Annotated in this window: 15 protein-coding genes; all 15 read right to left on the bottom strand. The window is 49.3% G+C overall.

Annotation, left to right across the window (positions count from 1 at the left end; translation table 11 throughout):
• Positions 1 to 249 precede the first annotated feature (249 nt).
• The gene (locus tag BWI93_RS05915; protein ID WP_094809221.1) at positions 250 to 1,044 is read right to left on the bottom strand and encodes a thymidylate synthase; all 795 of its coding nucleotides are present in this window, start codon (positions 1,042 to 1,044) and stop codon (positions 250 to 252) included.
• 76 nt (positions 1,045 to 1,120) lie between these two features.
• Complete coding sequence (locus tag BWI93_RS05910) at positions 1,121 to 1,582, bottom strand: OsmC family protein (RefSeq protein WP_094809220.1); 462 nt, start codon at positions 1,580 to 1,582, stop codon at positions 1,121 to 1,123.
• Positions 1,583 to 1,803: 221 nt separating this feature from the next.
• Positions 1,804 to 2,673, bottom strand: coding sequence for a DUF6438 domain-containing protein (locus tag BWI93_RS05905; RefSeq protein ID WP_094809219.1), 870 nt, complete (start codon positions 2,671 to 2,673; stop codon positions 1,804 to 1,806).
• Positions 2,674 to 2,799: 126 nt separating this feature from the next.
• Positions 2,800 to 4,920 (bottom strand): tetratricopeptide repeat protein, encoded by a 2,121-nt coding sequence (locus BWI93_RS05900; protein WP_094809218.1) that lies wholly within the window; start codon positions 4,918 to 4,920, stop codon positions 2,800 to 2,802.
• An 82-nt stretch (positions 4,921 to 5,002) separates the two neighbouring features.
• Positions 5,003 to 6,457: a CCA tRNA nucleotidyltransferase gene (locus BWI93_RS05895; RefSeq protein ID WP_255157739.1), complete on the bottom strand. Its 1,455-nt coding sequence runs from the start codon at positions 6,455 to 6,457 to the stop codon at positions 5,003 to 5,005.
• Positions 6,458 to 6,523: 66 nt separating this feature from the next.
• Positions 6,524 to 7,078 (bottom strand): L-threonylcarbamoyladenylate synthase, encoded by a 555-nt coding sequence (locus BWI93_RS05890; protein WP_094809216.1) that lies wholly within the window; start codon positions 7,076 to 7,078, stop codon positions 6,524 to 6,526.
• A gap of 93 nt (positions 7,079 to 7,171) precedes the next feature.
• A complete protein-coding gene (locus BWI93_RS05885) occupies positions 7,172 to 8,662 on the bottom strand; it encodes a hypothetical protein (RefSeq protein ID WP_094809215.1) in 1,491 nt (496 codons plus the stop codon).
• Between the two features lie 141 nt (positions 8,663 to 8,803).
• Positions 8,804 to 9,223, bottom strand: a complete 420-nt coding sequence (locus BWI93_RS05880) for a diacylglycerol kinase family protein (RefSeq protein ID WP_094809214.1) — start codon at positions 9,221 to 9,223, stop codon at positions 8,804 to 8,806.
• A gap of 37 nt (positions 9,224 to 9,260) precedes the next feature.
• A complete protein-coding gene (locus BWI93_RS05875) occupies positions 9,261 to 9,896 on the bottom strand; it encodes a DUF1361 domain-containing protein (protein WP_094809213.1) in 636 nt (211 codons plus the stop codon).
• A 24-nt stretch (positions 9,897 to 9,920) separates the two neighbouring features.
• Positions 9,921 to 11,342, bottom strand: coding sequence for a DUF4173 domain-containing protein (locus BWI93_RS05870; protein ID WP_094809212.1), 1,422 nt, complete (start codon positions 11,340 to 11,342; stop codon positions 9,921 to 9,923).
• Between the two features lie 53 nt (positions 11,343 to 11,395).
• On the bottom strand, positions 11,396 to 11,704 hold the full coding sequence (locus tag BWI93_RS05865) for a transcriptional regulator (protein ID WP_094809211.1): 309 nt from the start codon (positions 11,702 to 11,704) through the stop codon (positions 11,396 to 11,398).
• Between the two features lie 28 nt (positions 11,705 to 11,732).
• On the bottom strand, positions 11,733 to 12,353 hold the full coding sequence (locus tag BWI93_RS05860) for a hypothetical protein (protein WP_094809256.1): 621 nt from the start codon (positions 12,351 to 12,353) through the stop codon (positions 11,733 to 11,735).
• A gap of 95 nt (positions 12,354 to 12,448) precedes the next feature.
• Positions 12,449 to 13,303, bottom strand: coding sequence for a DMT family transporter (locus tag BWI93_RS05855; protein WP_094809210.1), 855 nt, complete (start codon positions 13,301 to 13,303; stop codon positions 12,449 to 12,451).
• Positions 13,304 to 13,349: 46 nt separating this feature from the next.
• Positions 13,350 to 14,222: a carbon-nitrogen hydrolase gene (locus tag BWI93_RS05850; protein WP_094809209.1), complete on the bottom strand. Its 873-nt coding sequence runs from the start codon at positions 14,220 to 14,222 to the stop codon at positions 13,350 to 13,352.
• A gap of 99 nt (positions 14,223 to 14,321) precedes the next feature.
• On the bottom strand, positions 14,322 to 16,019 hold the full coding sequence (polX, locus tag BWI93_RS05845) for a DNA polymerase/3'-5' exonuclease PolX (RefSeq protein ID WP_094809208.1): 1,698 nt from the start codon (positions 16,017 to 16,019) through the stop codon (positions 14,322 to 14,324).
• Positions 16,020 to 16,605: the final 586 nt, after the last annotated feature.

The raw sequence follows: 16,605 nt of genomic DNA, 5'->3' as shown, positions 1-16,605 counted from the left end.
ACGTATTAAAACCCTCAAACCCCGAAGGGGTTCAATCGAATTAGCCAGGGGTACAACCCCTGGTCCTGTCACGGTAATGGGCAACCTGATACGTTCATCTTTTTACGTTGGTTAACCACACTACTCCTGGTTTTGCTAAAAACAGGTGCAAGTTCTGGATCTCATACCAAGAAAAACCCCAAGCATACCAACAAAAAGCCACGAGACAACGTCGTATCCCGTGGCTTTATGACAACGCTGTATTCTGACTTATACCGCAACCGGAGCCTTGATGGCTGGCCAGGGATCGTAGTTTTCCAGCTTGAAATCTTCGTATTTAAATTCAAATAAGTCGGTCACGTCCGGATTGAGTCGCATCGTAGGCAGGGGTCGTGGTTCGCGACTCAATTGTAGCTCCACCTGTTCGAGGTGATTGAGGTACAGGTGCGTATCGCCACCCGTCCAGATGAAATCGCCGAGTTCGAGGTTCGTGACCTGAGCAATCATCATTGTCAGCAACGCGTAGCTGGCAATGTTGAATGGTACGCCCAGGAACACATCCGCACTGCGTTGGTACAACTGGCAGGAAAGTTTGTTATCAGCTACGTAAAACTGAAACAGGGCATGGCAGGGTTGCAAGGCCATCTGTCCAAGGTCCGCAGGGTTCCAGGCTGAAACCAGGATACGACGGGAATCGGGTGATTTGCGGAGCAGATCCACGGCCTGGGTAATCTGGTCAATAATCTGACCGTCGGGCCCTTCCCAGCTCCGCCACTGTTTGCCGTATACGGGACCGAGGTTTCCTTCGGCGTCGGCCCATTCATCCCAGATGCTTACGCCGTTTTCTTTCAGGTATTGAATATTGGTTTCGCCTTTCAGGAACCACAAAAGTTCATGAATGATCGATTTGGTATGGACCTTCTTCGTCGTAACCAGGGGAAATCCCTCGGCCAGATTGAATCGCATCTGGTAGCCAAATACGGAAATGGTGCCCGTGCCGGTACGATCCGTTTTTCGGGTACCGTGGTCAAGAATATGCTGAAGTAGATCCTGGTATTGTTTCATTGATACTGGTGCTGAACGTCGGTTGACTCCTTCTGGAAGTCTGGGTTCAGGCGGCAAAGGTAACACTTCTTAAACTTTACTCAGCCAGACTATCCGCCTGAATTTCCTGAGGACTCAGCCCTTCGATACTCACCGAATGAGTGATTTCCGCAGACTGAGCAAACTGAGCCGTAGCCGAGCAGTATTTTTCCATGGAAAGTTTGATGGCCCGTTCGGCTTTTTCCTCACTAACGTTGCCTTTAATGGAAAAATGCACATTAATCTTCCGGAAGGGACTCATCTCCGTGCCTTCAATTTTTTCCCGTTCTCCCGAAACACTCACCTTCACATCGTCAATTTGCAGACGCTGTTTTTTCAGAATAAGAATGACATCAATAGCCGAGCAACCGCCCAGCCCCATCAGCAGAAGTTCCATGGGTCGAACACCGGCATTATGACCGCCCACGGCTTCTGAAGCATCTATGGAAACTTTGGCCTCCGAAGAGCCGGAAGCCTGAAAATGAAAAGCGTCATCAACGCGAACTAATTCAACTTGCATGAGAGGAGGGATTTTACCGTTTTGGGTAGACCTGTTTCAACATTGCATTAACAACGTTCCTGCAAAAGTAGTTTGCTTGTCCTGTTAATTGGTGAGGTAGGGTTACTTCTGGAAGGAATCTTGCCTTGGGGATGCTCGGGTACTACGACCTTTCCACGGGGCTTATCGATAATGAGAGGACTTCATAATTTAGTTCGATAAGTAATGCAGCGAAACGGGTGCTAAGTCCCAGGAATAATTTTGCCTTTCATAAACTCCTTAAATTCGAAGGCTTTCAGTACGGTTGAATCAGGAGTTAAGGCAAGGTGGTGGTACAAGTCCATCAATAGATTAAAAAGAATCCGCAATTCCAGTGGCTCTTTATCGTACCCATACACATGAACTTCTGTGGATTGATCCGCATACGTAATACGAAGTCCCCATTGCTGATCATCCGTCCAATTGGCTGCATAATACGGTTTCAACGTACGCAAATCGAGCTGCTGTAACTTGTTATTAAGTAGGCTCACGAATGGCAATGGGAGCTGTCCTCGATGCAGACCGGTCGGATTCGTATCCTCTTTTCCATGAAATAGAAAATGCCCCAAACTATCAATTTCCAGGTACATCCAGGGGCAACTGCCGAAACAGCCCGTACTGTAAAACCCAATCTTGCGAAAACGAATCTGATTCTTGGTCGTTAGTTTCCGTAGTTTTAAAACCCGTCCTGGCCGAAGATTATATCTCTTAAGAATGGCTTGGGTTGCTGCATTGGCGGGTTGGAGTTGAAGCCGATCGGCCTGTAGTTTTCGAATGGAGAAAGCAGAGTTTGAAGCCTCCTGTTTGGTTCCATGGAAATGGTTACCCAAGAGAGGGTGTACCGTTTTGATCAGGAGTGTATCGTTTTGAAGGCTATACTTCGAATACCCCAGCGAGGCAAAAAGGTACGAACAAAGAGAGTCTTCGAACGAAAACGTTATTGGCTGATCACTTAACGAGTTACGTACCAGGGCATTGGTGGTTACCCAATCGCCCTGTAAAAGGGAAAGATCCTGGGGCTTTCGAGTACAACCCCAGGCCAGAAACGCCAGTAAGAAGAGAAGTTTTTGCATAAGGCAAGTTTTACCTGAATTTTCAGACCTCTCCGATACAAAACTGTTAACAGCCTGAAACCTCCCGATTCTTAAATCTCAAAAATCTAAATTGCGGCTGGCCTACACTCAAAACAATACGCCTCCTTACACTGGACACTCCGTACTCCCCCGATTCTTCGACTTTCGCGGCGACTTCAACGATTTCCCTTTCGGATACGTGTATTCACGCGGCTGCCGTGGGACGGGTTCGGGTTTCGGCGGTTCGGGTATGGACTGAAAATCGAAGAAAGTCTGAAACTCCAGGGGTTTACCCGCGTCGGCCTTGATGGGAAAGCGGGGTTGCCCTTCAAACTCGTAGGTGTTGTATTGATAATCAAATAAATAAACGGTAATGTAGCCGTCTTTGCTGTACTTGCGGGCAATGGCGTTGGGTGAAATAAACGATTCCGCTCGCAGGTACTTACCCCGCGTAGTCAGTGAATCCGGATAATCGCTTCGGTAGAGTTTAGCCCGATTGTAAAGGAAAGAAAAATTGGTGGAATCGAGTTGCAGAGCTGTGGTGATGTAGTAATACGAGTAGCGTTTCTGCTTGGTTCCCGCGTACAAAACGCCCAGATTATTGATAGCCGTTTTGCTCAGATAGCCATTGTAATTGGCTACAGCCTTATCGTTCTGATTAAGAATGCGGTACACGTTACCGATATTATTCCGGTAATAGCCCCCCGCCGTATCGATGGACATCGCCCGCTGAAAATCAGCCAGCGATTTTTTGTAAGATGCCAGAGCCTCCGTTTCTTTCTTTTCAAATTCCAGTTGCAGCCCCCGGTACGACTGCGTTATCCCCCGGTTGTTATACAGCATCGGCTGTCGGGGATTTTTCAGTAGTAAACTATCGTAACGTACCAACGCTTCGGGAATACGGTCGCTTTGTAAGTCAGTGATGGCTACGCCGTTATGAGCATTGATATTGCCGGGATCGAGCTGAATGGCCCGTTTATAATCGTCAGAAGCGTCATTAAATTGCTCAATGTTCAACTGAAAATTTCCCCGGTTGGTGAGGAGTCCGGCGTGATTGGGCTCGCGTTTCAAAGCCTCATTCACGTTTCGATGGGCCAGTTGAAAATCGCCCAGTCCCCGGTAGGCTTCACTCAATCCGGCATACACGGCCGTTTCGTTAGGTTTAGATTTCTGGGCATTTTCAAATTCCGTTAGAGCGTTACGGTACTTTTTCAGGCGAATCAGCGTAAAGCCCCGGCAGAGGTAAAAATCCGCGTAGTCCGGATTATCCGGATTAATGATGTGAGCACTCGCCGCGAAATCTTTCCAGGCTTCAGCGTAGCGTCCCAGTCGGTAATAGGCCATCGCCCGACCCAATCGACCCGGAGCATACGTTGAATCATAGCTGAGGGCCCGCTGATACTGGGCCAAAGCCTTTCCGTCCAGATGCTGGCCAATCAGGATATGGCCCATGCCCGTAGCCGCTTCGGCGGAGTTGGGGCGGATGCGTAATACCCGTTGAAAGGCGGCTCCGGCGGCAGCGTAATCGCCCTTCCGGTAATGCGTATAGGCCATGCCCAGGTGAGCCAGATACCCTTCCCGGCCACCCGCATCCAGGTATTCCTGAAAAATCTGTAGGGCTTCTTCGGGCTGATTTAGGGCCAGATGGGCGTGGCCGAGGCGTAAGAGTACCTGCGTGTCGGCTCCGTCCTGACGAGCCTGCTGAAAGCTTCGTACGGCTTCATCCCAGCGGTTTTGAGCCGCCATCAACTGGCCTAATGCAAGCCGGGATTTAGGATCGGTACTCACCGATTGTTGCAAGTAGCGTTCAATGTGCGGGTACACATCCGCTTTTTCCGGAGCGGATCGCCACAGGGCAATAGCCTGATTGTAGAACAGAGCATCCGAATTTTCGGGTGTAGCCGGCGTGGTTCGGAAATAAGTCAGGGCTTCCGAAAAACGACCCTGCTGACCGGCAATGAGCCCTTTCTGTAAGCCTACATTGGCAAAGGGCAGGGATGTAGTCAGCCACTGTTTCGCCTGGTCGGGGTGGCCCTGAGCTAGTTCGACCAAAGCCATGTTGTAGCGAAGTGTATCCCTTGCTTCGACCTGCAACGCTCCTTTAAGCAGGGGAGCGGCCCGGTCGTAGCGACCGCGTTTGGCGAGTTCGGCGGCTAGATTATTCAGTTTACGTAGTGAATCCGTACGGGTTTGGGCCGTACCGACATGCACCACAAAAAGTAAACCAAAGACTAGCCAGCGAAGCATTCGTACTAACAAATTTCGGGATCGGAATCAGGCGTGAAATCCGCAGGAATGAGAAAAAAGGAATTTATAAATTAACGATATTTTACGATTCTTGGTCTTTCCGAGGAGCTGGCGGCGTCAATTCTTTTACGGGTTGAAAGCCCAGAGCAGCTCCGGCTTCGAGCATAAACGGATACGCATGAGCCCAGTCGTTGGGTAATGTACCCTCCAGGATAGCCTCCCGAATGGTATTTTTTAACTGACCGACTTCTTTAGACGGCCCCAGCCCAAAGACGTCCATGATCATTTCGCCGGTGATGATGGGCTGGAATTGGCGAAGCTGGTCGCGTTCTTCCACTTCCTTCATCAGGGCTTCCACTTTATCAAAATTAGCAAGGTACCGTTTCACCCGGTTGCCGTCTTTGGACGTAATGTCCGCCCGGCATAACCGCATCAGATCGTCGAGATCGTCCCCGGCTTCCACCATCACCCGGCGAAGGGCCGAATCGGTAATCCCGTCTTTAGCCAGGGCAATGGGCCGCAGGTGCAAACGAACGAGCTTCTGTACCTTCCGCATTTCTTCGCCCAATGGCAAACGGAATTTCCGGAAAATAGTAGGTACCATGCGGGCTCCCATCTCTTCGTGTCCGTGGAAAGTCCAGCCGATTTTGGGGTGAAAACGTTTCGTTGCCGGTTTTGCAATGTCGTGCAGAACCGCCGCCCAGCGAACCCACAGATCATCGCTGGTTCGGCACACGTTGTCGAGTACCTGTAACGTATGATAAAAATTGTCCTTATGCCCTTTGCCGTCAATTTGCTCAGCTCCTTTCAAGGCCACAAAGTCGGGGAAAATCAGATTCAGTAGTCCAGCAATTTCCAGCAGTTTAAAACCGTAGGAAGGCGTCGGCGTACGTAAAATCTTATTCAGCTCATCAGTAATCCGCTCCTGCGAAATGATTTCGATGCGGGGGGCGGTCTGCTCCAGGCCCGTAAAGGTATCCGGGTCAATATCGAAGTTCAGCTGCGTAGCGAATCGAATGGCCCGTAACATCCGCAGGGGATCATCCGAAAACGTAATAGCCGGATCCAGTGGCGTACGGATGATTTTCCGTCGTAAATCTGCCTGTCCGTCGAAGGGGTCAATCAGCGTACCAAAATCGTTCGGATTCAGCGAAAGAGCCAGGGCATTGATGGTAAAATCCCGCCGATTCTGGTCGTCTTCCAGCGTGCCATCTTCCACAACGGGCTTGCGGGAATCGGAACGATACGACTCTTTCCGGGCTCCGACAAATTCCACTTCCCAGCCGTCGAACTTGACCTGGGCAGTACCAAAATTTTTATAGACGGCCAGCGAAACGTGTTCGCGACCAGCGTTTTTCGCGACCTGTTCAGCGAGAGCAATACCGCTACCTACGCAAACAATGTCAATATCTTTCGAAGGACGGTTCAATAATAAATCCCGTACGTAGCCTCCAATGACGTAGGCAGGAACGTTGAGTTCCGCCGCCGAACGGGCAATAATCGGAAATACGGGATGATTTTTAAGGTGTTCAGTCATGTGAACCGGGTAATTGAGAATCCGGAAGGGCGTTGGCATCCTCCGGAATTCCAGTATTCAATCAAACTATTTACGGATAAATTCAAATTCACCGCCTACGCCCAGACGTACGATGCGGGAAGGTTTGGTCGGTTGCCAGCCTGCCGGGGCAGGTATCGTTTCCTGTACAGCCAGACGGATGTTTTCGGGAATGTCCGCCAGCGTACGGGGTGAGGGCTGTCCTGCTACCGTAGCTATTGTAGACACCAAGGGACGGCCAAAAGCCTGTACCAGATCCAGAATCGGGGATTTCTTTAATACTCGAATGGCCAGACTGCCGTCGGGACCCAGTACATTTTCGGCTACGTTTTTTCCCTTGGGAAAGATAACCGTAAGCGGATCTTCGGCGTATTCGATGAGGTCATACGCCAGTTCGGGTACGCGTACTACGTAGCGATCCAGTACGGAGGTATCCCATAAAAGTACAATTAATCCCTGGGTGGTGGGAATCTGACAGGTATCCCGGAGCAAGGCTACCGTTTCCGCACGGGTGGCGTCGCCACTTAGCCCCCAAACGGTGTCGGTGGGTTGCAGCAATAAACCCCCGTTGCGTACTACCTGCAGTGATGTTTTAAGATTCATCCGACAAAAATACAGCCCGTTTACCGTTTTCGGTTATACTGGCGGGAGTCTTTCCCGGCAAAGTCATCCAGAAAGGCTCTGGTACAGAAAAAGCTATTCTTCGACTATTCGCGGATGTTCGAGTCTGTACACGAAAAAAGCCTCACGGGTGGGTTGCTGACCCGTAGCCGAAAGTTTCCGGTAGCCCCAGCTCAGAAAATACGGGCCGTACCACGAAGCCAGTGAAGGATACGTATCACGATCCATGTTCTTCTTGAGTTCTTCGGAAAATAACTCGTACTCCTGCGGTTTACCCAGCGTCTTGCTGCCCTGTATCTGCACGGCCCGTACTTTGTTTTCGTGCGAATACGTGAGCCGCAGGGTATCGCCTTCCGAGCTGAGTTGTACCTGTGGTCCGAGTACGTCCGTCGTCAAATCTTTCAAATCCATCGAATTATCCCAGACGAAGCGACCCGAGGCATCCAGTCCGCACACCAACGCGTGGGTATATCGGTACGAATCGTAGCTACTGCGTCGGGGACGACTGACGACGAAAGGAGTCGTGGAAGCGGTGGTTTTCGCTTGCGGGAAATAGGCTTCGGCGACCAGCAAATATCCATCATCAGTGGGAACCGGATCGTGAATCTGGAGCAGGTAGTGAAACTTGGGGTCTTTACCGCGTTTCTGCTGTTCGGCAATCCGGTTTTTTAGCCGTTCCTGCCGACTGGGTTTGAGGTAGTTGAAGAAATTCTGTAGTTCATGAAAAGGCACGTACCGAATCGCATCCGGTTCGGAGCCGTTGAGTTTAGTCAGGTACAGACCCTGCGAATAATCCGAACAATTCAGCGAATAATTCCCAACCAGCAGGGATTCTCCGGTCTTCAGGCGAACAATTTTGGCAGTAATCAGGCTTTTACCGGACTCGTCACTCAGCATGGTTTTGTGCAGGAGCCGACCGTCGTAATCGTACGATTGCAGCTGAAGCTGACATTTACCTTTGCGGGTTAGTCGGCTAAAAACGTGGATTTGGTTGCTGCGTTCGTCTACATCCAGTTCATTGATCGACAGGTGAGAATCGTATAGTTCGGGCAGAGCCTTTGAACTTTTGTCGAAGAAACTAAAGGCCACTACGACCGGACGATCGTTGTACGTGCCCGCCAGAAAGGCTTTGTTTCCCAATACTTTAAACTTGGAAACTTCGTCAATGGCCAGTACTTCGCCATCAATCATTTCCGTATCACCCGTTTCCAGGTTGATTTTCCATACTTGAATCTTTTCAGAATGTGGATCGCCGCAGAGCCAGTACAATTGCTCGTTGGTGTGGTAGGAGAGCAAACCTTCGAAGGGATACTTGAGTTTGAATTCCGCTTCCCAGCGAAGTGCCAGCGTAGAATCGTACCGGCTGAAATGGTATAAATGGGCGATACCCCGAAAGGGATCGTCTACGGTTTTAGTGATCAGTACGCCCTGTTTGCCGAGTGGCAGCACTTCAAAATCTTCCGATTTTTTTTCATCCCGCATAATTTCCAGTCGTCTGGAGGGCATCATTTGTGCTTCCAGCGTGCCCGCCAGGAGCCAGAAGCAGAAGAGTAAAAAACGAGTCATAGTCTTTGTCGCATCGTGGTACTGGAAGTGGTTAAGCGAATGTAAGCAGGATGGTCAGCTTTGACAATAGCAGGTAACAAAAGAATCAGCCCACCCGTGGTTTGGCTCCGACGAGTGGGCTGATCGACTGAAAATCAGTAGTTAGAAGATTTCTTCTTCCTCCGCTGGAAGGGGAATGCCCAGGTCGGTCATCCAGTCCTTCCAGGGAACATATTCCTTGAACGTCATCACCCCAACAAACAAAGCAAAGAAAGCGGCTACCAGTACCGCCCCGGCGGCCAGGTCCTTAATTTCCCCAGCAATTTTCCGGTACTCAGGCGACACCATATCCACAATCTTCTCGATGGCGGTATTAATGGCTTCGGTAATCCAGACCAGCACGATACACAGCACCAGATTAACCCAGTCGCGTTTGGTGATGTGGAGGTAAAAGCCCAGAAAAATGACGACTGCTGTAGCCAGAAAGTGAATACGGGCGTTGTTTTCCGAATAGACCATTACGCGTAGCCCTTTGCTGGCGTACCGGACACTTCGGAAAAACTTGGGAATATCAATGGGCATGGCTCTGGGCTATACAGGTTTGCGAATGGACCAAGGGTCAGTAGGATCGCTCATTCTCCATCAAACTTAAAAGCATCAGGTACGAAATTCCAAGAAGTACCGAAAATTCAAGGGTCATCAGCATCGCCTGTTTACTGACCAGACTTTCCATAATCTGCCGCACGAGTAAGGTCGGGTGGGTAAACGGGTGCCAGCTGTTGAGGCGTTTCACCCGACCCAGATAAATACCGAAACTACTGAGGGGCAGGGCGGCCAACATCAGATAATCAGCCCAGCGGGGGATGATTCGCAGCAGATTTTTTCGCATCCAGTGAAAGGAAAGCAATCCGCAGAGCAAACTCACAAAGGCATAACTGAAAATCATCACCGCATCGTGCCAGACCGGAATGCCCATCGTGTTCTGAATGTGAATCAGATCCGTAATCACGTAGGGAGCATTCGGAAAAAACAGGAGCCAAAGCGTCCCGACGGCTACGAGTTTGAGTCGGGAAGGTTGATGCGTCAGTTTTTCGAACCAGAGCGAAAAGACGAGCGGAAGCCAGGCCAGAAACAGATTCCAGTTGATCATAACGTACCAGCCACTCCGCAGCAGTCCGAAACGAATAACCAGAAAACTGGCGGAAAGCAGCGAGAGAGCCGTGAGGCTGGCGAGTTGAAATGTACGGGATTTCATGGGTATGAAGTGGGAATGGATGAGTTACTTGGAAAGGGGATGGGTTTCGATGTACTGATTAATTTTCCAGTCGGCGTAATTCCAGGATTGCCAGGTGTGTGGGTTTTGCTTGTATTGCTTCTGAAAGGTTTGAGCCGATTTAAGCAAGTCAGCTTTCAGCTCTAGGGACTCTGAGTAGACGTAAACAGATTCCTGCAGTTGAGGCAGATTATAGGGCAGAAACTCCTTGAGATACTCAAGGTCTAAGATTTGAGCCCTTGAAAGATTATAGGTTGTAATGATGCTTGTCCAGGGCACTGCAGTGAATACAATAAGCGTGAAATAGCAGACCCAGCTATTGATTCTAAAAAGGAAAGCGATTGATTTTTTATAGTGAATTTTATAGAGCGTAGTGAATAAACCACACCCCGTTTGGAAAAGCCAGAAATAAACCCCGATGCGTTTGAAGGTAAGTCCATTATTTTCAATGTAAAGCATATTGGTATAGGTCGTAACACCCAGCAAAAGCAGATTCAGAAAAATCCAGGTGTAGGCCAATCGAATCAGAGTTCGATTTTTAGGAAAGAAGTTGAGGTTCTTGCGGAAGTAGAATAGCATTAACGTGATCGCTAACAGGATACTGAAAATAAGCACATTGACGCTATCATGTACAGATTGGGAAAAATCATAAGCGGTTTGTTGTTGCTGACCTTTACTAAACATTAAACCTTCGAAAACCAAAAAAACGAGTAACAGTAGGTTTAGCATACCCAGCATCACAATGCCTTGCCGATATTCCCATTTCAGACCCAGTACCTGTCCCTTATAACGACCCCGGATACGACTGAGCGTGTTGGCAAGCTTCAAATCTGCCTCGGCAAAGACTTTAGCCGAATATGGGAATACCAGGGACGGAAGCCAGATGAATCCCACCATAGTTAAAAAGATATAATCGGTGTCCAGTACATACGAACGATCAAATAGACTGAAATCAGGGTTTGCCCAGTAGTAGAGTCCGTAAAAAACTAGCGTGACAAGGAATGGGAGCAGCAGCATCCGGAACTGTCGAAACAATTGCCGATGCGTAGACCTATTGCTGGATGACGTCAGCCACTGTGAACTGGCCTGAAAAGAGGCAAGACCCAAGCTACTAAGAATGCCGTTAAAGGCTGATACATAGGGGGAAAGCTGGGTAACGGAGCTATAGCCTATCAGTAAGAAAACGGATACAACGTAAAGAATCAGCGTGTGGGAATGGCCATAATAAACGGCGGTAAATCCGGTTAGAAGAAAGCCTGCTGTAGTTAACTGCATGTTTCGTTCGCGAAACAAACCAGACTTTCGCCAGAGCACAAGAGCTAAAAGAAAAAGAGCAAACGCAAAATAATTAAGACCGGAGCCCTGCTCATAAAACAAATAATTTTTCAACAGAACCGCAGTGACTAACAGATAGAAGGCCCGTGACATAAGGTAGATTTTTAAAAAGTACTTTGAAGTACAAAGTTGAAGTACAAAAAAAATTAAGACTTGTTCGGTACGGATTTTAAAAGCATTTCCAGAGCATCCAGGTGTTCCTGAAAGGCTTGACGACCGCTGAGGGTAGCCTGAAAGGACGTATTGGGTTTACGGCCAATGAAGCCTTTGCGTACGGCTACGTACTGTACCTTTTCGAGGGCCGTCAGGTGGCTGGCCAGGTTCCCATCGGTTTGCTGCAGGGTTTCTTTGAGCGTGTTGAATTCCACCCAGTCGTTCACCATCAGCACCGACATGATGCCGAGCCGAACCCGGTTCTCAAACGCTTTATTTAACTGCTCAATTACATTTTTCATACCACCAATCAGACCCGCTTGAGTCCGCTTAAGCTCCGTATTTCCGGTACAGAATAATGCCGTACAGAATGTGGAGTACTCCAAAACCCAGGGCCCAAAATAACAGGCTGGTGCCCGTTGCCGCAAACCAGCCGCAGATAATACCCAATAAAAGCTCGCAAAGCCCCAGATTTCGTACATCGCTGTGGGTATACTTACTGGCATTAATCAGAGCAAGGCCGTAAAAAATCAGTGTACTGGCGGCAATGAGTTCAGGGGCTCTGAACAAAAGAAAATAACAGAAAATCCCTCCCGTAGCTAAAGGAATGGCCAGATTAACGAACAGCCGTTTCGACGTAGCATCCCAGAGTTTCCAGCCTTTAATCCGGGCCCGACGGTTCGTAAAATAAAAACCGCCAATGAGCGATAACAGCAGTACGCCGCCGAAGTTGACGATGAAAAACTGATAGAACCCATAGGGCCGATCGGCGAACGGCGTGGTGACCAGGGAAGGCGTACCTTCCAGAAATTTCCAGGCGGCTCCGGCTCCTACTAAGGCCACACTTCCCGCAAATATGCCGGATAATCCGCTTAAAGACAGGAAACGCGAGGACCGTTCCATCATCTGACGAATCTCAGACAAGTCGCGTAGAGGATCTTCTTGAATCATTTGCTGAAGTACTTTGTATTGCAAAGTAAACGGAAGAAAGTTTTACAAGTCAAGCGTATCGGCAAAAGTTTTTTGCAGGCCGTGAAAATGACACCTTACTTTTTCTGACCCATCCACAAGCCAACCAGTACCAGCACCGTGCCCAGCCCCGTGTACCAGCTAAACGGTTCGCCGAGTAAAAAGGTCGCATAAGCGAAGCCAAATACGGGGCAGAGGAAAAGAAATAAGGAGGCTCGTACGGCATCGGTATGCAGCAGTTTCAACCATAACTGTACCGCCAGTACAGATACGAAGATGGTGAGCCAGACTTCCGAAGCCCAGAAACGTGTGTCGAAAAGATTAGGTTTTTCGTGGAATACAAACACCAGCGGTAGACAGATCAAACCCGCCATCAGCGTTTGCCAGCCATTGATACTGCTCCGTGAAAGTTTCCAGTCAATGCCCGAAAAGTAGATCGTAGCGACGGAGTAGGAAAGCATACTCAGAAAAAGTAGCAGGAGTCCCTGCGGGGTCGCGAAACTATTTTGCAGCAAAGGATACGTAGCCAGAGCAACCCCAGCCATTCCCAGGGCAATGGCCGTCCATTGTTTGGAAGCTACTTTTTGTCCGGTCCAAAACGCGGATAAAACACTGATCAGCAGGGGATTTAAGGCAATGGCTAAACTGCCGATACCCGCCGCCACCTGTTTCATGGCAAACACAAACAGACTGAGATACACTACGGTATTCAGTAAACCAAACGTCGCGATCTGTACCCATTCTTTGCCTTGGGGCAGGCGTTGTTTTTCAATGCCCAGGGCGTAGGCCAGGAGAAGGATGCCCGCCCCAAAATAGCGAATGTCAAACAACAGCATCGGTTCTGCCGATTGCAGACCGAATTTGGCGGCAACGGATGCCGAAGACCACAGGGCGGCGAACAGCAGGCCCGTACCCCAAAATGAATTTTTCACAGGAAGAAAAAGAAAGGCGGAACCTTGATTCCGCCTTCATCAATACTTATTCGTCAATAAATCGTTTCGTAATGGGCTGGTAGGAATCAATCCGGCGGTCGCGGAAGTACGGCCAGGTCGTACGAATGCGGTCGGCTGCTTCCAGGTCCAGTTCCTGCACGTGTACCGTCTCTGCTTCGTGCGGAGCCAGATATAGCAAACCACCGTGGGGTTTGGCAATGAAACTACCGCCCCAGAATTGCTGATCGGCTTCCCGACCCACGCGGTTCACCGACACAACGTAGACGCCGTTCGCTACCGCGTGACTCCGCTGAATGGTCTGCCAGGCGTCGTACTGCTCCTGATTCACCTGAGCGTCCGTTTCGTTCACGTCCCAGCCGATGGCCGTGGGGTAGAAGAGAATTTCGGCACCCATCAGAGCCGTAATCCGGGAAGCTTCGGGATACCACTGGTCCCAGCAGATCAGGATGCCAATTTTGGCAAACTTGGTATCGAAAACCTTGTAACCCAAGTCGCCGGGCGTAAAGTAAAATTTCTCGTAATAGCCCGGATCATCGGGAATGTGCATTTTCCGGTATTTGCCCAGATACGTACCGTCGGCATCGAGCACGGCAGTGGTATTGTGGTACAGTCCGGCGGCTCGTTTTTCGAACAGCGAAGCCACAATGACGACGCCCAGTTCAGCGGCGAGCTTGCTCATACGATCGGTCGTAGGACCGGGAATGGATTCAGCCAGCGAAAAATTGTGGTGATCTTCTACATCGCAGAAGTACAGCGACGTAAACAATTCCTGCAAACAGACAATCTGAGCCCCCTTAGCGGCGGCTTCGCGGATGCCCGCTTCGGCTTTCTGAATATTGGCTTCAACGTCCGCGACATTGGACATCTGAACCAGACCTACGTTAACTTTTTTATTCATTTCGTTGATAAAAGAATTCCGACTTTGAGTTGATTACCCGAAAAACGCTTCTTTACAAACGTGAGCGTAGCGTTTTGGTTCCGAAAAACCGGATGGCTTTTAACCAATTTTCCGCTGGGCAAGATACGCCTCCATTTCCGATTGAGTCAGTGTATTAAACGTCATTTGTCGGGTGAGTCCTCCCTTGCGGGCTACGGCCACGCCGTAATGCATATCCTGATAGCCTTCGATGTGGTGAGCGTCGGGATTGATGGAAATACGCACGCCTTTTTCCAGGGCATACGGAATCCACCGCCAGTCGGCATCGAGCCGGTAGGGGCTGGCATTGAGTTCCAGTACCACGCCATTGGCTGCACAGGCGTCGATGAGTTTCTGCTCATCCACGGGGTAGCCGGGGCGGGAGAGGAGTAACCGGCCCGTCGGGTGACCGATAATCGTCGTATACGGGTTTTCAACGGCCCGAATCAGGCGTTGCATCGCTCTCTCCTCGGTCATTTTCAGGTTTGAATGCACGGAGGCCACGACAAAATCAAAGGATTTCAGAATTTCGGTGTCGTAGTCCAGCGAGCCATCGCCGAGAATATCCGATTCGATTCCTTTAAAGATATGGAAATCCAAACCTTCCGTCCGAAAGCGTTCGTTGAGCTGATCTATTTCCTGGTGTTGCTGGTAGATCCGTTCCTCATTCAGGCCGTTGGCGTAGGTAGCCGATTTGGAGTGGTCGGCAATGCCGAGGTATTGCAAACCTAGGTCCGCCGCCGCCCGGGCCATTTGTTCGAGCGTATGTTTTCCATCGGACCAGGTCGAGTGGTTGTGAACGGTACCTTTCAACGCTTCCCAGGTAATCAGGTCGGGGAGGCGTTGCAGCGACTCCGGCGAAAGTTCGTCGGTACCGTTTCGCAGTTCGGGCGAAAGATAGGGCAGTCCCAGTTCCGCGTAGATGGCTTCCTCCGTATCGTGGGGTTCCTTCAATGCCGTTTTCAGCAACGTCGAATGAGCGACGGGCTGCGTCAAGTGTTCCGGACTGGAAGAACGAATAAACACCTGATTGATAAAAGCCTGCGGACGACTGATGCGTACTTCCACCGGAATGTTTCGATCCAGAAATTTCCCCCGCCAAATGAAGGGTGTCGACGCTTTTTCGTCCTGCTGTACAAATTCCAGCGTGTTCAGAAACTTCTGTACTTCCGCTGGATATTCGGCGGCGGTAACCAGTTGAATCAAATCTACGATTTCTGCTTTTTGACGTACCTCGCCCGTAATCTGGGTTGGAAACTGCTTTTCCAATGCTTCACAAAGTACTTCAGCCAGTACCTGAGCCACATCCATGCGAAGTTTGGAAGAATTCGATTGCAGAAAGAGCAGATTGGTGTGAATCGTTTCCTGGGTCTTTTCGCCAAAGCCCTTAAGCTTCGCAATTTCGCCGTTTTCGCAAGCCAGCAGCAGTTGTTGCGTATCTGTAATGTCAAGTTCTTTCCAGATGACCCGTATTTTCTTCGGACCAATTCCTTTAATGCGGAACATGTCCAGAATACCTTCCGGGGTTTGGGCCAGAAGGTCATTGAGGTCTTTTAGCGTACCTGTACGGCGAATTTCGTCAATTTTGCTGGCCATACTTTTGCCTACGCCGGGCAGTAGCGAAAGCTCAGCGAGGGGCACGGCGTTCAGGTCAGCCGTCGTTTTATCCAGGTTAAAGGCTGCATTCTGAAAACTCCGGATTTTGAAATCATTTTCACCGTGAAGTTCCAGCAGCTTGGTAGTCAGTTCGAGTAGTTCGACAATCGCTTCGTTCGTCACAAGGCTTCTGTTTTTAGTGGGCAAGATAAAGCCAGATTTTAGTTTTTGCGTAGACCTCTGCTCATTTCAGTCCTACCGACGTATAGTAGTGATTGATTAAATACCGATTCCGGAATTTCGATACATCTAAACGAACTATAAACTTATCAAAAGGACCCGTTGTACCCTTCGCCGATCCGCTTTACGTAAGGTCATAAGAACAACGGTATAGTAGGAATAGCTGAGATGCACTGACGACTTAGGAATTCATAGTCAGCAGTTTATTTTGAAGAATCTGAAAAAGAAAATCTTTCGTAGATATTAGAATTTTACAAAAAACAAATGGTTACTTCAATGGTTATACCTCCAGAAAAATCAAAGAGAAGCTTGGGGAAATCTATTGAAATTTGATAATTTCAATGTTAAATTGAATCCTTTGAATAATTAATCAACCGTCAACTCAAATTGTGAACAGAAACTCAGGCTTTATCGGAAAAAATATATTTTTGTGGCAGGCATTTTAAAATCCAATCGCCGCCAAAAGCCATTAAACTGTTCAACGAACTGTCCACACTATGAAATTAGCCGTTGTAGGCACCGGATATGT

The organism is Siphonobacter sp. BAB-5385 (assembly GCF_002261125.1).
Lineage (GTDB): Bacteria > Bacteroidota > Bacteroidia > Cytophagales > Spirosomataceae > Siphonobacter.
Note: the sequence above shows the minus strand (reverse complement) of the source record. Positions and strands in the feature narration are given on the sequence as shown.

What these genes read in the sequence shown, in the direction of transcription:
- BWI93_RS05915 (WP_094809221.1), bottom strand. Translation starts at nt 1,044, where the DNA reads ATGAAACAATACCAGGATCTACTTCAGCATATTCTTGACCACGGTACC.
- BWI93_RS05910 (WP_094809220.1), bottom strand. Translation starts at nt 1,582, where the DNA reads ATGCAAGTTGAATTAGTTCGCGTTGATGACGCTTTTCATTTTCAGGCT.
- BWI93_RS05905 (WP_094809219.1), bottom strand. Translation starts at nt 2,673, where the DNA reads ATGCAAAAACTTCTCTTCTTACTGGCGTTTCTGGCCTGGGGTTGTACT.
- BWI93_RS05900 (WP_094809218.1), bottom strand. Translation starts at nt 4,920, where the DNA reads ATGCTTCGCTGGCTAGTCTTTGGTTTACTTTTTGTGGTGCATGTCGGT.
- BWI93_RS05895 (WP_255157739.1), bottom strand. Translation starts at nt 6,457, where the DNA reads ATGACTGAACACCTTAAAAATCATCCCGTATTTCCGATTATTGCCCGT.
- BWI93_RS05890 (WP_094809216.1), bottom strand. Translation starts at nt 7,078, where the DNA reads ATGAATCTTAAAACATCACTGCAGGTAGTACGCAACGGGGGTTTATTG.
- BWI93_RS05885 (WP_094809215.1), bottom strand. Translation starts at nt 8,662, where the DNA reads ATGACTCGTTTTTTACTCTTCTGCTTCTGGCTCCTGGCGGGCACGCTG.
- BWI93_RS05880 (WP_094809214.1), bottom strand. Translation starts at nt 9,223, where the DNA reads ATGCCCATTGATATTCCCAAGTTTTTCCGAAGTGTCCGGTACGCCAGC.
- BWI93_RS05875 (WP_094809213.1), bottom strand. Translation starts at nt 9,896, where the DNA reads ATGAAATCCCGTACATTTCAACTCGCCAGCCTCACGGCTCTCTCGCTG.
- BWI93_RS05870 (WP_094809212.1), bottom strand. Translation starts at nt 11,342, where the DNA reads ATGTCACGGGCCTTCTATCTGTTAGTCACTGCGGTTCTGTTGAAAAAT.
- BWI93_RS05865 (WP_094809211.1), bottom strand. Translation starts at nt 11,704, where the DNA reads ATGAAAAATGTAATTGAGCAGTTAAATAAAGCGTTTGAGAACCGGGTT.
- BWI93_RS05860 (WP_094809256.1), bottom strand. Translation starts at nt 12,353, where the DNA reads ATGATTCAAGAAGATCCTCTACGCGACTTGTCTGAGATTCGTCAGATG.
- BWI93_RS05850 (WP_094809209.1), bottom strand. Translation starts at nt 14,222, where the DNA reads ATGAATAAAAAAGTTAACGTAGGTCTGGTTCAGATGTCCAATGTCGCG.